The 15,142-nt window shown below is 70.5% G+C and carries 10 protein-coding genes; 8 read left to right on the forward strand and 2 right to left on the reverse strand.

The genetic code is table 11. The features are described from left to right. Nucleotides 1–45 precede the first annotated feature (45 nt). Both ABD987_RS08120 and ABD987_RS08125 read left to right on the forward strand, forming a co-directional pair. Nucleotides 46–1,830 (forward strand): discoidin domain-containing protein, encoded by a 1,785-nt coding sequence (locus ABD987_RS08120; RefSeq protein WP_345388730.1) that lies wholly within the window; start codon nt 46–48, stop codon nt 1,828–1,830. Nucleotides 1,831–2,134: 304 nt separating this feature from the next. Beyond that, on the forward strand, nt 2,135–4,105 hold the full coding sequence (locus ABD987_RS08125; RefSeq protein WP_345388732.1) for a S53 family peptidase: 1,971 nt from the start codon (nt 2,135–2,137) through the stop codon (nt 4,103–4,105). Nucleotides 4,106–4,178: 73 nt separating this feature from the next. Here ABD987_RS08125 and ABD987_RS08130 read toward each other — a convergent pair whose 3' ends face one another. After that, nucleotides 4,179–5,705 (reverse strand): sensor histidine kinase, encoded by a 1,527-nt coding sequence (locus ABD987_RS08130; protein WP_345389870.1) that lies wholly within the window; start codon nt 5,703–5,705, stop codon nt 4,179–4,181. Between the two features lie 286 nt (nt 5,706–5,991). On the opposite strand from ABD987_RS08130, the gene ABD987_RS08135 reads away from it, so the two are divergent. Genes ABD987_RS08135 through ABD987_RS08155 form a run of 5 tightly spaced genes read left to right on the forward strand, consistent with a single transcriptional unit; the run spans nt 5,992 to nt 11,443 of the window. Further along, on the forward strand, nt 5,992–7,053 hold the full coding sequence (locus tag ABD987_RS08135; RefSeq protein WP_345388734.1) for an ABC transporter substrate-binding protein: 1,062 nt from the start codon (nt 5,992–5,994) through the stop codon (nt 7,051–7,053). Nucleotides 7,054–7,066: 13 nt separating this feature from the next. Continuing rightward, the gene (locus tag ABD987_RS08140) at nt 7,067–7,852 is read left to right on the forward strand and encodes an ABC transporter ATP-binding protein (protein ID WP_345388736.1); all 786 of its coding nucleotides are present in this window, start codon (nt 7,067–7,069) and stop codon (nt 7,850–7,852) included. Continuing rightward, complete coding sequence (locus ABD987_RS08145) at nt 7,839–8,744, forward strand: ABC transporter permease (RefSeq protein WP_345388738.1); 906 nt, start codon at nt 7,839–7,841, stop codon at nt 8,742–8,744. Before ABD987_RS08140 ends, ABD987_RS08145 begins: the two co-directional genes overlap by 14 nt. Nucleotides 8,745–8,792: 48 nt before the next feature. Then, complete coding sequence (locus tag ABD987_RS08150) at nt 8,793–10,073, forward strand: FAD-dependent oxidoreductase (protein WP_345388740.1); 1,281 nt, start codon at nt 8,793–8,795, stop codon at nt 10,071–10,073. Then, nucleotides 10,070–11,443 carry an MFS transporter gene (locus ABD987_RS08155; RefSeq protein ID WP_345388742.1) on the forward strand — a complete coding sequence of 458 codons (1,374 nt, stop codon included), beginning with the start codon at nt 10,070–10,072 and terminating at the stop codon, nt 11,441–11,443. The genes ABD987_RS08150 and ABD987_RS08155 overlap by 4 nt, the downstream gene beginning before the upstream one ends. A gap of 117 nt (nt 11,444–11,560) precedes the next feature. Here the strand turns inward: ABD987_RS08155 and ABD987_RS08160 are convergent, their stop codons facing one another. Continuing rightward, on the reverse strand, nt 11,561–13,180 hold the full coding sequence (locus tag ABD987_RS08160) for a DEAD/DEAH box helicase (protein ID WP_345388743.1): 1,620 nt from the start codon (nt 13,178–13,180) through the stop codon (nt 11,561–11,563). A 239-nt stretch (nt 13,181–13,419) separates the two neighbouring features. Between ABD987_RS08160 and ABD987_RS08165 the strand changes: the two genes are divergently transcribed. Further along, nucleotides 13,420–15,138 (forward strand): acyl-CoA dehydrogenase family protein, encoded by a 1,719-nt coding sequence (locus ABD987_RS08165; protein ID WP_345388745.1) that lies wholly within the window; start codon nt 13,420–13,422, stop codon nt 15,136–15,138. Nucleotides 15,139–15,142 lie beyond the last annotated feature (4 nt).

Raw genomic sequence — 15,142 nt, forward strand, 5'->3', positions numbered from 1 at the left:
GTACTTGCCTTGACCGCCCGGGGTCGCCGGAGTACACCCCCTGGTATGTCAGGAAGACGTTCGCTCCGGCGCGTACTGGCCGTCGCCCTCACCGCGCTTCTCGTGGTACTCGGCCTCGCGCCGCCGGCGTCGGCGGACCTGCAGAACCCCCGGCAACAGTGGCTTCGCGACAGTCAGGCCGGTCTCTTCCTGCACTGGGGCATGCGCACCGCCCCCGGCTACACCAGTTGTGCCGCATGGGAAAAGGCGGTCACCGACGGCGGCTGGACGCCGGGGTACTGGGTCGAAGAGGCGAAGAAGCTGCACGCCTCCTACCTGGTGCTCGCCTCCTTCCACAGCAGGCTCGGCTATTCGCGGGCCTGGCCGTCGGCGATTCCCGGCAGCTGTGCCACCCACCGGGACTTCCTCGGCGAGCTGATCAGGGCCGCGAAACCGCAGGGGCTCAAGGTCATCCTCTACATGACCGACGATCCGCAGTGGCACGGCGAGGGCGGTCACGAATGGCTCGACTCCGCGGCCTACTCGAAGTACAAGGGCCACGACGTCGACCTGACCACCCGCGACGGGTTCGGCCAGTTCAGCTACGACAACTTCTTCGAGGTCATGAAGAACTACCCGGACCTCGGCGGGTTCTGGATCGACAACGACAACGCGTACTGGGAGTCGCACGACCTCTACGCGCAGATCTACCAGCGGCGGCCGGACTACCTGCTCTCCAACAACAACGAAGACACGCCGATCATGGACACGATCAGCAACGAGCAGAAGACCGGGATGAGCCCCGCCTACGACTACCCGCAGGCGATCTACACCGCACAGCCGCGGCTCACCGAGGCCTGTTTCAAACTGCCGAGCAGCGGGGCATGGTGGTACAGCGGCTCGGATTCGGCGGTGGACTACCGGCTCACGCTCGGCAGGCTGATCAGCAACGCCGGTTCCTCGGTGAAATCCCTGATGGCCGAAACCGCGATGGTGAACGGGAAGTTCCCGGCCAGACAGGAAGAGTTCAACAATTTCGCGAAGGACTATCTCGACGCCATCTGGCCGTCACTCGGTGGCACCGAAGGCGGCGGCTATCTGCACGGCGGAATGCAGCCCGGGTTCTGGAACGACGGCGCGCACGGCGTGCTCACGGTGCGCAAAGCGGCGCCGGACACCCAGTACGTCCACGTGCTGACCAGGCCTTCGAGCGACCGGCTGGTGATCAGGGACAACGGCTACCGCGTCCGCGCGGTGACGAACCAGCGCACCGGCGCGCCGATCGCGTTCACGCAGGGCGGCGGCAGCCTGACCCTGACCGGACTGTCCTCTTGGGACCCCTACGACACGGTGTTCGAAGTGGACACCGCGGGCCGGGCGGGCGTCCACGACCCGAAGACCGTCACCGAGAAGGCGAGCGCCTCGGCGAGCGGGCACCCGGCGTCGGCGCTGGGCGACGGTGACTACCTGACGTACTGGGACAACGGGAAGACGCTGCCGGTTTCGCTGGACTTCGACCTCGGCGCGGCGAAGAAGGTCCAGTACGTCGGGCTGAACCAGCGCGAGGACTCGGTCAGCTACGCCCGCTCGGACACCGAGCAGTCGGCGCGGATCAAGGACTACCGCGTGTACGTGTCCGACGACGGCAGGCACTGGGGGAGCGCGGTGAAGACCGGCCAGTTGCCGAGCCATCGCGGGGTGCAGTTCATCGACCTCCCGGCGGTGACCAAGCGCCACGTGCGGGTCGAGGTCACGAGCACCTGGGCGGCCTCCACCGACACGAAGCGGTACCGGCAGCTGCGCGTCGACGAGGCGTGGCTCGGTTCGGCCTACGCCACCCGGGCTTCCTGAGCGTCGGGTTACTCCGGACGGGTTTCTCCGCGCGGTCACCCTACGGAAGTAGGTGGCGCGACAGTGGGCGCCGTGCTCCACGGAACGCCCGGAAAATCGGGCTTAATTCGCCTTCGAGGATGATTCGGGCGAAAAATCGGATTTCCGGTGTCTATCGAAGCAGGGCACGGGAAGCCGGGAAAGAATGACGAGATAACGGTTCTGTTGTGGTCAACGCGCACCTTCCCCGCGAGGAGAATCCGCGCCTAGTCTCTCCGGGTGTTCACCGGCCCCTGTGGCCCGGTTTCTCAAGAGGGAGAACCCTGTGCGAAGAAGTCTCACCCTGTTCCTGTCGCTCGCGGTGGCCGGTGGCCTCGCCGCGACCGTGCCGGCCACGGCCTCGGCACAGGAGCGTCAGGACATCCCGCAGTCGCACCCGTTCTGGGCGAACCCGCAGGCCAAGGTCGCCGACACGGCGCCGGCGTCGAAGCTGAACTTCCGCGTGTATCTGAACCAGCGCGACCCGGCGGGCGCCGAGGCCGCGGCGCGGGCGGTGTCCGATCCGGACAGTCCGTCCTACCGGAAGTTCCTCAGCCCCGAACAGGTCCGCGACCGGTTCGCCGCGACACAGTCCACCGTGGACTCGGTGAAGTCGTGGCTGACCGGCAGCGGTTTCGGCATCGGCGAAGTGCCGTCGAACCGCGCGTACGTCGAGGCCGTCGGCACCGCGGACCAGGTGCAGAAGGCGTTCTCGGTCAAGCTCGGCAAGTACGCCGTGAAGGGCCGGACGCTGCGGGCGGCGGACAAGGACCTGTCCGTGCCCGCGTCGCTGGCGAAGGACGTGCTCGGCGTCATCGGCGTCGACCAGGCGACGAACCTGCTGAAGCCGGATCACACGGACGGCGCCGACACCGCGCCGACCCAGTCGGCCAAGCCCGGTGACGTCCCGCCCGCCAAGGGTTTCCGCAACTCCGGACCGTGCAGCACTTACTACGGCGAGAAGGTCGACACCACCGACCCGGCCTACAACGGCAAGCAGCTGCCCTACGCGCCGTGCGGCTACACCCCGGCCCAGCTCCGCTCGGCCTACGGCGTCGACCAGGCGGCGCGGTTCGGCGCCGACGGCAAGGGCACCACGATCGCGATCGTGGACGCCTTCGCGTCGCCGACCATCTACGCCGACGCCAGCGAGTACGCCCGGCGCAACGACCCCGAGCACCCGCTGAAGGCTTCGCAGTTCTCGCAGAAGATCTTCCCGCCCACCCCGGGACAGGAAGCGCCGGACAAGTGTGACGCGGCCGGCTGGTACGGCGAGGAAACCCTCGACGTCGAGGCCGCGCACGGGCTCGCCCCCGGCGCGAACATCCTCTACGTGGGCGGCGCGGACTGCCAGGACCTTTCGCTGGACCAGGCGCTGAACTACGTCGTCGCGGACCACCGGGCCGACATCATCTCGAACTCCTACGGCGACACCGGCGAGGACCTGCCGCCCACCGAGATCAAGGCGTTCAACCAGATCGCGGTGCACGCGGTGCTCCAGGGCATCGGCGTCTACTTCTCCTCGGGCGACAACGGCGACGAGGTCGCCCGCGTCGGCACCCCGACCCCGGACTTCGCGGCGTCCTCGCCGTGGGTCACCGCGGTCGGCGGCACCAGCATCGGGATCGGCAAGGACGGCAAGCGGCTGTTCGAGACCGGCTGGGAGACCGGCAAGTCCGCGCTGACCGACGGGACCTACACGCCGGGCTTCCCCGGCGCGTACACCAGCGGTTCCGGTGGCGGCACGAGCCGTCAGTTCGAGCAGCCGTTCTACCAGAAGGGCTCGGTGCCGGACGCGCTCGCGACCAAGAACCAGACCGGGGGCAAGAAGGGCCGCGTCGTCCCGGACATCTCCGCGATCGGTGACCCGAACACCGGGTTCCTGGTCGGCCAGACGCAGACCTTCCCCGAGGGCGCGCACTACGACCAGTACCGGATCGGCGGCACCAGCCTCGCGTCGCCGGTGTTCGCCGGGATCATGGCCGTCGCCGACAGCTTCGACCACTTCCACCACGGGTTCATCAACCCGGTGCTGTACAAGCTGACCGCCCGCACCCCGGCGATCAACGACGTCCAGCACGTGGACGGGGCCGTGGCCCGCGTCGACTACGCCAACAGCGTGGACGCCTCGGGCGGGCTGCTCCGCTCGGCGCGGACGTTCGACTACCCGAACCTGACGATCCACACCACCAAGGGCTACGACGACGTCACCGGCCTCGGCTCGCCGAACGGCCTGCTGTTCCTGATGTTCGTCTAGATCCTGAACTCCGAAGGTCCGTGGGGGCCTCCTTGAGGGAGCTAGAGTCCCTCGGGGAGGCCCCCACGGACCTTTACCGGTCGCGCAGCAACGGGATCGTGGTGGACACGCAGGTCCCGGCGCCCTGGTGGCTGTGCACGTACAGGTCGCCGCCCAGCGCCCGCACCCGGTCCCGCAGCCCGGCGAGCCCGGTGCCGCCGTCGACCTCGGCCCCGCCGACCCCGTCGTCGGCGACCTCGACCCGCAGGCCCTCGCCCTCCACCGCGATCAGCACCCGCACCTGGTCGGCCTTGGCGTGTTTCAGCGCGTTCGTCAGCGCCTCCGAGGTGAGGAAGTACGCGGTGGCCTCGACGGCCGCGTCCAGCCGGGGGACCTCGTCCACGGTGAGTTCGACCGGGACCGGGGTCCGGTCCAGCAGCGAGCGGACCGCGGCGACCAGCCCCGCCTCGGTGAGGATCGCGGGCCGGATGCCCCGCGCCAGCTCCCGCAGCTCGGTGATCGCCGACTGGAGTTCCACGACCGTCCCGGCGAGCAGCGTGCGCAGCTCGGGACCCAGCTCGGGGCCGAGCCGCCGGTCGGCCATCCGCAGCAGCAGGACGACGCTGACCAGCCGTTGCTGGGCGCCGTCGTGCAGATCGCGTTCGATCCGGCGGCGCTCCTCGTCGCCAGCGGCCACGATGCGCGCCCGCGAGGCCTGCACCTCGGCCAGCCGCTGTTCGAGCTCCTCGGTCAGCCGCTGGTTGTCGAGCACCAGCCCGGCCGCCGCGTTGAGCGCGTCGATCGACCGGCTGTCCTTCCACACCTGATCGTCCTGCACCAGCGCGGCCAGCCCGGTGCCGTCGCGTTCGAGCAGCAGCCGGATCATCTCGGCGTTGCCGACGCGGGAGCGCAGCACACCAACGAGGAAGGCCAGCGGCCACAGGCAGAACGCGATCCGGTAGACGTCCAGCAGCGGTCCGGCGAGCGGGTGGTGCGGGCCGAGCGCGCTGCCGACCGCCGAGCTGAACGCGCCGACGAGGGCGATCGCGACCGCGGGGGACAGCAGCCTGCGCTGCGGCAGCCGTCCGGTGAGCCAGCGGTAGAGCAGGATGACCACGATCCCGGCGCCGGTGAGCGCGCCGACGAAGTCGAGCACCCGCACGGCGACGTCGTAGACGGCGGGCCGGGACACCACCGAGGCGAGGTCGCGCGGGTCGTTCCCGAACACGAGCCGCAGCGTCGCCGACGCCAGCACCGCCGCGTACGCCGCGACGACGACCAGCCGTTCCCAGCGTGAACGCAGCTCGCCGCGCGGGAAGACGAGCACGAGGTGCGCGATCATCGGACTGGACGCCGCGGTCAGTGCCAGCCCGACCGTGTAGATCAGCGGGGTACGGGAAAACTGCAGGTCCTCGCAGAACAACGCCACCCCGACCAGTGCGATCAGCGCACCGATCCGGTTCTCCGGGCGGCGCACGTGGGCGACGGCGCCGGAGAGCAGGAACAGCGACCCGGTCAACGTGCTCAGCGCGATGTCGAAGGCGGAATGCCCGCCGTCCCGGACCTTCAGCGTCGTCGCCACGATCCCGAGCGCGATCCCCGCGATCAGCACCCCGGTCATGATCAGCGTCCGCGGGTGTCTCACCGCCACCGTCGTATCCTCCCGGCGCCCGCGCCGAGGGACCCCGCGACCCACCGCACCGGCACTTCGTGATTCGCCGAACCGACACGTTCCGTTACACAGCGCTAGTCGTGAGTGGACGGTTTCCCGGTGAGTAGGGCGGCCTGGCCCGTGTCAAGGATTCTCACCGGGTTTCCCGGGATGCGGATGGCTATGCGTCCGGGCGGGGGAGCGTGCGAGTCTCGTTCGCGCCTCCCGCCCGTCCCCCGTGAAAGGCACGTCGAAAGTGCGTACCCACCACAGACCTCGAATCCTGGCCGCCACACTGGCCGCACTGACCGTCGCGGCCGGGCTCGCGGGCTGTTCGCGGGCGGCGGAATCCGCCTCGGCGCCCGCCCAGAACCAGGGGGCCGCCACCGAGGTCAGGGTCGGGTACTTCCCCAACGTGACACACGCCCCGGCGCTCATCGGCACGAAGAAGGACTTCTTCGCCAAGGAACTGGGCAAGACCAAGCTCACCACGCAGACCTTCAACGCGGGCCCGGACGAGGTCAACGCGCTGCTCGGCAAGTCCCTCGACATCGCCTTCATCGGCTCCGGCCCGGCGATCAACGCCTTCACCAAGTCCAAGGGCACCATCCAGCTGGTCGCGGGCGCGGTCTCCGGCGGCGCGCAGCTGGTCGTCAAGCCGGAGATCACCAGCGTCGAGCAGCTCAAGGGGCGGACCATCGCGACCCCTCAGCTCGGCAACACCCAGGACGTCGCGCTGAAGAAGTTCCTCGCCGAGAAGAAGCTGACCGATCAGGTCAAGGTCACCGCCTTGGACAACCCGAAGACCTTCGACACCTTCAAGAAGGGCGAGGTCGACGGCGGCTGGCTGCCCGAGCCGTGGTCGTCACGGCTGGTCGCCGACGCGGGCGCGAAGGTGCTCGTCGACGAGAAAACCCTGTGGCCGGAAGGAAAGTTCCCGTCCACTGTGGTCATCGTGCGCAGCGAGTTCCTGCAGCAGCACCCCGACACCGTGCGCGCGCTGCTGAAGGGCGAGCTCGCCGCGATCGGCTGGGCGAAGGCCAACCCCGCAGAGGCGAAGACCGTGGTCAACGGCGCGCTCAAGGAGCTGGCGGGCAGCTCGCTCGGTGAGGCCGTGCTCGACCGCGCCTTCTCCGGGATCGAGCTGACCACCGACCCGGTCGCCGCGCAGTTCCCGCAGCTCGCCAAGGACTCGGTGACCGCGGGGATCGTGAAGGAAGCCGTCAACCTCAAGGGATTCGCCGACTTCGGCCCGCTCAACGACGTTCTCAAGGCACAGGGACAGCCCGCCGTCAGCGCACCCGAACTCACCAAGTGACCGGAGGCCAGCGATGACCACCACCCTCTCCGCACCGAGCCTGTCCACCGAGGTCGCGGTCCGGCTCGACGGCGTGCGGAAGACGTTCGGCCCCGCCGGGCGCGCGGTCGTCGCGCTGGACGGCGTGGACCTCACCGTCGAACCGGGCGAGTTCGTCTGCCTGCTCGGCGCGTCCGGCTGCGGCAAGAGCACGCTGCTCAACCTGGTCGCCGGCCTGGACGCGCCGAGCGCGGGCGAGATCACGCTGAACACCTCGCGGCCCGCGGTGATGTTCCAGGAGGCCGCGCTGATGCCGTGGCTGACCGCGGCCCGCAACGTCGAGCTGCCGCTGCGGCTGGCCGGGTTCGGCCGCGCCGAGCGGCGGGAGAAGGTCACCGAGCTGCTGGACCTGGTCCGGCTGGGCGGCGCGGGCGGCAAGCGGCCGCACGAGCTGTCCGGCGGGATGCGGCAGCGGGTCGCGCTGGCCAGGGCCCTCGCCGCGACCCTGCGCACCGGAAGCGACCAGGGCCAGGCGCTGCTGCTGATGGACGAGCCGTTCGCGGCGCTGGACGCGATCACGCGCGACGTCCTCCAGGGCGAACTGCTGCGCGTCTACCGCAGCACCGGGACCTCGGTGCTGTTCGTCACGCACGACGTGCGCGAGGCCGTCCGGCTCGGCGGGCGGGTCGTGCTGCTGTCCTCGCGCCCGGGACGCGTGGTGCGCGAGTGGCGGAACGTGCCCTCGGCCGACGTCGAGGAGCTGACCGAGGAGATCACCGCGCACCTGCGCGAGGTGATCAGCACCCATGCCGCGGCCTGACCGGCTGGTGACCGAACCGGAGAGCGCCCGCACGGACATCGACCAGCGTGTCGAGGCGGGCCTGGACACCCTCGACACGCCGGTCGGGGAACAGCGGCCCTCGCTCGGGCGCCGGTTCCTGCGCAGCGGGCTGCCCCCGCTCGTCGCGCTCGTCCTGCTCGTCGTGCTGTGGCAGATCCTGTGGGCCGCCGCGTTCTGGCCCGAGACGACGCTGCCCGCGCCGCTGGCGGTGTGGGAAAAGTTCTGGGCCACCGTCGTCGACGGCAGTGTCTTCGGCTTCGTCTGGACGTCGGTGCACCGCGCCGCGCTCGGCTTCGCCGCCGGGGTCGTGCTCGGGACGCCGCTGGGGCTGCTGGTGGCCAAGGTGCGCGTGGTGCGCGCGGCGATCGGCCCGCTGCTGACCGGGCTGCAGAGCCTGCCCTCGGTGGCGTGGGTGCCCGCCGCGGTGATCTGGTTCGGCACCAAGGACGCCGCGATCTACTTCGTCGTGCTGCTCGGCTCGGTGCCCTCGATCGCGAACGGCCTCGTCTCCGGTATCGACCAGATCCCGCCGATCCTGCCGAGGGTGGGCAAGGTGATGGGCGCCAACCGGCTCGCGTCGGCGCGGCACATCCTGCTCCCGGCCGCGCTGCCCGGGTTCCTCGCGGGGCTCAAGCAGGGCTGGGCGTTCTCCTGGCGCTCGCTGATGGCGGCCGAGCTGATCGCGCGCTCGCCCGATCTCGGCATCGGCCTCGGCGCTTACCTGAACGAGGGATCCTCGTTCAACGACATGCCGACCGTGATCGCCGCGATCTTCCTGATCCTGCTGGTCGGGATCGGCATCGAGCTGCTGGTGTTCCGCCCGCTGGAACGCGCCGTGCTGCGTGCGAGAGGACTCACCGCTTCTCTTTAAGGGCAAGAACACCGCCCCGCGCCGGGGCCACGGGCCATACTCGGGTGAATGCGTGAGCTTTCGCTGGGTGCCACCGACCGGCCGGGGAAGCCGGACCTGCGCTGGGACGCCGACGTCGTCATCGTCGGCGGCTCGGTCGCGGGCGCCGCGACCGCGCACGCCCTCGCCGAGTACGGGCTGACCTCGATCCTGCTGGAACGCGCGGCCGAGTTCCCCGAGCTGAACCGCGGCGACACCATCCAGCCGCTGAGCCTGGGTTTCCTCGACCGCTGGGGCGTGCTGCCGGAGATCGAAAGACTTTCCGGCTACCACGTGTCCGAATCCGGGTTTTTCCACCGGAAGCACGGTTTTCTCGGTTCGTGGGACTTCGAGGGCCTGCCGGGGCCGTTCCGGCACCAGGTCATCCTGCGGCACACCAACTTCCACCGCGCGCTGTACGCCGCGTTCGCCGCGAAACCCGAGCTGGTGCGGGTGTGCCGCGACGCGCAGGCGAACACGGTGCTGGTCGAGGGGGACGACGTCGTCGGCATCGGCGGAACCTTTGCCGGGCAACGGTTTCACGCGCGCGGGAAGCTGGTCGTCGCGGCGGACGGCGCCCAGTCGAAGCTGGCCCGGTTCCTCGGGATCGAGGTCGAAGAGCCCTACACCTATCAGCACGAGTACCTGATGCTCTCGTGTCCGCGGCCCCGCGTGCCCGAGCTGGAGCACCGCTCGATGCGTTACGTCGGCAAGGACGGGCTCACCATGCTGATCCCGCTCGACGGTGGCGAGCGGGTCCGGATCCCGTTCCAGATCGAGTCGGCCGACGGTGCCTACTGGCGTTCGCTGCCGCCGGACCGGCTGCGGGACCGGTTGCTCGAACGCGCGCCGATTCTCGAAGACGTCGCCACTGCGGACGCGATCACCGATGGCACGCACTCCTACCGCATCCACCTGCGGCACGCGAAAAGCTATGTGCGCCACCACGTCTGCCTGGTCGGGGACGCCGCGCACGTGGTGCCGCCGACGGTCGGGCAGGGCATGAACATGGCGATGCTCGACGCCGAGGTCCTCGCGGCGGTCGTCAACCGCTGCGTCGAGGTCGACGGCGTGAGCGACGCGGCGCTCGGCCGGTACGAGCGGGCCCGCCGCCCGGTCAACGTCGCCGCGCTCGCCGCGTCGCACGAGCAGACGCTGCGGCAGGCCGCGACCGGCGAGGAGATCGACGAGCGCTGCGTGGCCGACCACGCCTGGCTCGCCGATCCGGACCGCAGGCGCGAGATCGCGCTGCGGGTCGCCGGGATGGCCAACCCGACCTCACGTGACCTGGACTTCGGGGCGGCGTCGTGACCGGCGAGGCGACCGACGACGCCGGGACGATCGCGGCCAGGATCGAACGTCTCCCGCTGTCACGCTGGCATGTCAGGGTGCGCCTGCTGATCGGGCTGGTGACCTTCTTCGACGGCTTCGACCAGCTCCTGATCGCCTATGCGCTGCCCGCGATCCGCGCACAGTACACATTGGACACCGCGGACGTCACGCTCACCATCACCGCCGGCTCGGTCGGCATGCTCGTGGGCGCGGCGCTGTCCGGCTGGCTCGCCGACCGGGCCGGCCGGGTGCGCACGCTGACCTGGTGCCTGCTGCTGTACGCGCTGACCAGTGTGCTCGCCGCGGCGGCTCCGGACGTCGGCTGGGTGCAGGGGGCGCGGTTCCTGCAGGGCATCGGCATCGGTGGTGAGGTACTGGTGGCGGCGGCCTACGTCAACGAGATCGTCGGCGCCGGACGGCGCGGCCGGTTCGTCCTGGTTTACGAACTCGCGTTCGTCTTCGGCCTGGCGGCCGCGTCGCTCGTCTCGGCGTGGGTGGTCCCGGCGTTCGGCTGGCGGGTGTTGTTCCTGGTCGGCGCGCTGCCGGTGGTGCTGGCGTTCGTGCTGCCGAGGCAGGTCCCGGAGTCGCCGCGCTGGCTGGCCGCGCGGGGCCGGACCGCCGAGGCCGCCGGGATCGTCGACGAGCTGGAACGCCGGGCCCGCGCGCAGTTCGGCACGCTGCCCGAGGTCACGCCGGTGGCCGTCGCCCCGGCGCGGCGGCCGCGGCTCGCCGACCTGTTCACCGGGCGTTATCTGCGCCGGACACTGGTGGTCTCGGTGCTGTGGTTCGTGGCTTTCCTGGTCAACTACGGCCTGACGTCGTGGCTGCCGACGCTCTACGCCACCGTCTACCGCCTCCCGCTGGACACCGCCCTGCGCTACAGCGTGGTCACCATGGCCGCCGGGCTGATCGGCTGCGTGGTCCTCGCACTCACCGTCGACCGGGTGGGGCGGCGGCCGGCGATGGCCGTCTGCCTGCTGGGCGGCGCGTTGGTCCTGGGCGTCGCCGCGTGGGTGAGCCCGGGGACCGGCCTCGGGGTGATGCTGTTCGTCTCGGCGGCGTCGGTGTTCGTCTTCGCGGTGAATCTCGGCCTCAACCTCTACGGGCCGGAGCTGTATCCGACGCGCAGCCGTGCCCTCGGCGCGAGCGTCGGCGGGATCTTCGCGCGGCTGGGCGTGATCGCCGGTCCGCTGCTCACCGGCGCGCTGGTCGGTACCGGCTCTGCTGGGGGAGGGGGTATCGCGCCGGTGTTCACCGCGCTCGCCGTCGCGAGCGGCGTGGCTGGTCTCGTCCTGGTCCTGTTCGGCGTCGAAACCGCCCGACGTCCCCTGGAAACCCTTTCCCCCTAAGGCTTTCCGTCGCTCGGGACGCTGAGTGCCCCGGCGCCCCGACCACCCAAAGGTCCGTGGGGGCCTCCTTGAGGGAGCCAGAGTCCCTCAAGGAGGCCCCCACGGACCTACCAAGATCTACCGGCCGGAGCGGCGCGACCCGGCGCGCGTACCGGCCGAGAACGCGGCCGCGCCGCCCCGGCGCCCGCCGCCACCGGACGAAGCCGCGCCACCGCGACGACCGGCACCGGCCTCGGCCTGCCGCTGAGCACCACGCTGCGCACCGCGCGGCGAGTCCTGCCGCGACGCGCCCTGCCGTGCCGAGCCACCCTGCGACTGCCCACGCCCACGGCCCTGACCACCGGAACGGCCCTGACCACCGGAACCCGAACCGGCACGGCCCTGACCCGAACGGCCCTGACCGCCGGAACGACCCGGCTGCTCCTCGCGCCGCGCCTGCGCCGTCGCCCGCGACCGCTGACCACCGCGGTTACCCTCCGCCGACCGGCGGCCCGCGGGCTTCGCCGCGCCGGACGCGGTGACCTTCTTCGGCCGGTTGTCCACCACCGGCCGGTGCGGCGCGGTCAGCGTCCGCTCACCCGGCGCCAGCTCCGCCAGCAGCGGGTGGCCGGGGCCGAGCTGGGTGGTGGTCGGCTTGATGCCGGCCTTGCGGGTCAGGTCGCGGACGTCGCGGACCTGCTCGTCGGTCATCAGCGTCACCACGGTGCCGGACGCGCCGGCCCGCGCCGTCCGCCCCGAACGGTGCAGGTACGCCTTGTGCTCGACCGGCGGATCGGCGTGGATCACCAGCGTGACGTCGTCGACGTGGATGCCGCGCGCGGCGATGTCGGTGGCCACCAGCGTCTTCGCCGCCCCCGAGGAAAACGCTTCCAGGTTCCGGGTGCGCGCGTTCTGCCCGAGGTTGCCGTGCAGCTCGACGGCCGGGACCCCGGACGCGTTGAGCTTGCGGGTCAGCGCCTTCGCGCGGTGCTTGGTGCGGGTGAACACCAGCGTCCGGCCCGGCGCGGCCGTGAGGTCGACGAGCACCGGCAGCCGGTGCGTCTCCTCGAGGTGCAGCACGTGGTGGGTCATGGTGGAGACCGGCGACTGGGCCGAGTCGACGCTGTGCAGGACCGGGTCGTCCAGGAACTTCTTGACCAGCACGTCGACCCCGGCGTCCAGCGTCGCCGAGAACAGCAGCCGCTGCCCGCGCTCGGGCGTCGCGGCCAGGATGCGCCGGACCTCGGGCAGGAACCCGAGGTCGGCCATGTGGTCGGCCTCGTCGAGCACGGTGATCTCGACGCCGTCCAGCTTGGCGGCGCCGGAGCGCATGTGGTCGGCGAGGCGGCCGGGGCAGGCGACGACGATGTCGACGCCGTCCCGCAGCTTCGAGATCTGCGGGTTCGCGCTGACCCCGCCGAAGATGGTCATGGTCCGCAGGCCGAGCGCCTTGCCGAGCGGCAGGATCGACGCCTCGATCTGCGTCACCAGCTCACGGGTCGGCGCGAGGATGAGCGCGCGCGGACGGCCGGCGCGGCGCTGGGCGGGCTTGGCGGCGAGCCGGGCGAGGACGGGCAGCACGAAGCCGTACGTCTTGCCGGAGCCGGTGCGGCCGCGGCCGAGCACGTCGCGCCCGGCCAGCGCGTGCGGCAGGGTGGCGGCCTGGATCGGGAACGGGGTGGTGATGCCCTGCCCGGCCAGCGCGCGCACCAGGGTGGTGGGCAGGCCGAGGTCGGCGAAAGTCGGTGTGTCGTTCATGGTGGTACGGGCGCGAGGCGCCCTCGTTCTCCATCACTGAGAAGGGGTTGTTCTGCCCGGCGCAGACCCTGCTGGTCGCGGCGCGTGGTCCTCGAACAACTAGACGCGGCCCGAGGCAGAACTGGGCGGGCCGCCAGATCATTGTAACCGGGCCGGGTGGCGCCCAGCACGTGAGATTGCCCGCACCGGACCCGGCTTGCTAAGTTACCGCTTAGTAACGTCGATGACCGTTGGAGTGGATGAGCGTGGCGCTGTTGAACCCGGGCACCTACGACCCGAAGCACTTCGACGCGGAAACGCGGCGCCTGCTGCGTGCCACCATCGACTGGTTCGAGCGGCGCGGCAAGCGCAAGCTCACCGAGGACTACCACGCGCGGACGTTCTACGCCGACTTCCTCGAGTTCGCCGGGAAGGAAGGTCTCTTCTCGACGTTCCTGACGCCCAGCGCGAACGCCGAGGGCAACGCGGACAAGCGGTGGGACACCAGCCGGATCGCCGCGCTGTCGGAGATTCTCGGGTTCTACGGCCTGAATTACTGGTACCCGTGGCAGGTCACCATCCTCGGCCTCGGCCCGGTGTGGCAGAGCTCGAACGAGGCCGCCCGCAAGCGGGCCGCGGACGCGCTGGCCGCGGGCGGCGTCGGCGCCTTCGGACTGTCCGAAAAGGACCACGGCGCGGACATCTACTCCTCGGACATGGTGCTCACGCCGGACGGCGCGGGCGGCTACCGCGCCACCGGTTCGAAGTACTACATCGGCAACGGCAACTGCGCGCAGACCGTGTCCGTCTTCGGCCGCATCGACGGCGTCGAGGGCCCCGAGCAGTACGTGTTCTTCTACGCCGACTCGAACCACCCGGACTACCACGTGGTCAAGAACGTGGTGCCCTCGCAGATGTACGTCGCCGAATTCCGGCTGGAGGGCTACCCGGTCCGCGCCGAGGACATCCTGCACGTCGGCCAGGAGGCGTTCAGCGCGGCGCTGAACACGGTCAACATCGGCAAGTTCAACCTGTGCTTCGGCGGCATCGGGATGGCGACGCACTCGCTGTACGAGGCGATCACGCACGCGCACAACCGCGTTCTCTACGGCAATCCGGTGACCGATTTCCCGCACGTGCGCAGGGAGTTCGTCGAGGCGTACGCGCGGCTGACCGCGATGAAGCTGTTCTCCGACCGCGCCGTGGACTACTTCCGCTCGGCGAATCCGGACGACCGCCGCTACCTGCTGTTCAACCCGATCACCAAGATGAAGGTGACCACCGAGGCCCAGCGCGTCATCGGCCTGGTCGCGGATGTGGTGGCGGCCAAGGGTTTCGAGGCCGACACCTACCTCGCGATGGCCAAGAACGACATCGACGGCCTGCCCAAGCTGGAGGGGACCGTCGCGGTGAACCTCGCGCTCATCGCGAAGTTCATGCCCGCGTACCTGTTCGCCCCGCAGGACTACGCCCCGGTGCCCACCCGCGACGACGCCGCGGACGACGAGTTCCTGTTCCGTCAGGGCCCGGCGCGCGGCCTGTCCAAGGTCCGCTTCCACGACTGGCGCGCGGCCTACGAGAAGTTCGCCACCGTCCCGAACGTCGTCCTGTTCACCGAACAGGCGGGCTACCTGGTGAAACTGCTGTCCGAGGCCACCCCGGACGAGGCCCAGCAGGCGGACCTCGACTTCGGCCTCGCGCTGACCGAGCTGTTCACGCTGATCGTGTACGGCCAGCTGATCCTCGAACAGGCCGACATCACCGGCCTCGAAACCGACGTCGTCGACCAGATCTTCGCCGTGCTGGTGCAGGACTTCAGCGTCGCCGCGGTCGACCTCAACGGCAAGGCGAGCTCCACCGACGCCCAGCAGGCGCTGGCGCTGGCGGCGGTCCGCAAGCCGGTCGTGGACGCCGAGCGTTTCGACCGCGTATGGGCCCAGGTGCGCGACCTTTCCGGCGCCTACGCCATGACGGTGTAAGTGT

Source organism: Amycolatopsis samaneae (assembly GCF_039541975.1).
Lineage (GTDB): Bacteria > Actinomycetota > Actinomycetes > Mycobacteriales > Pseudonocardiaceae > Amycolatopsis > Amycolatopsis samaneae.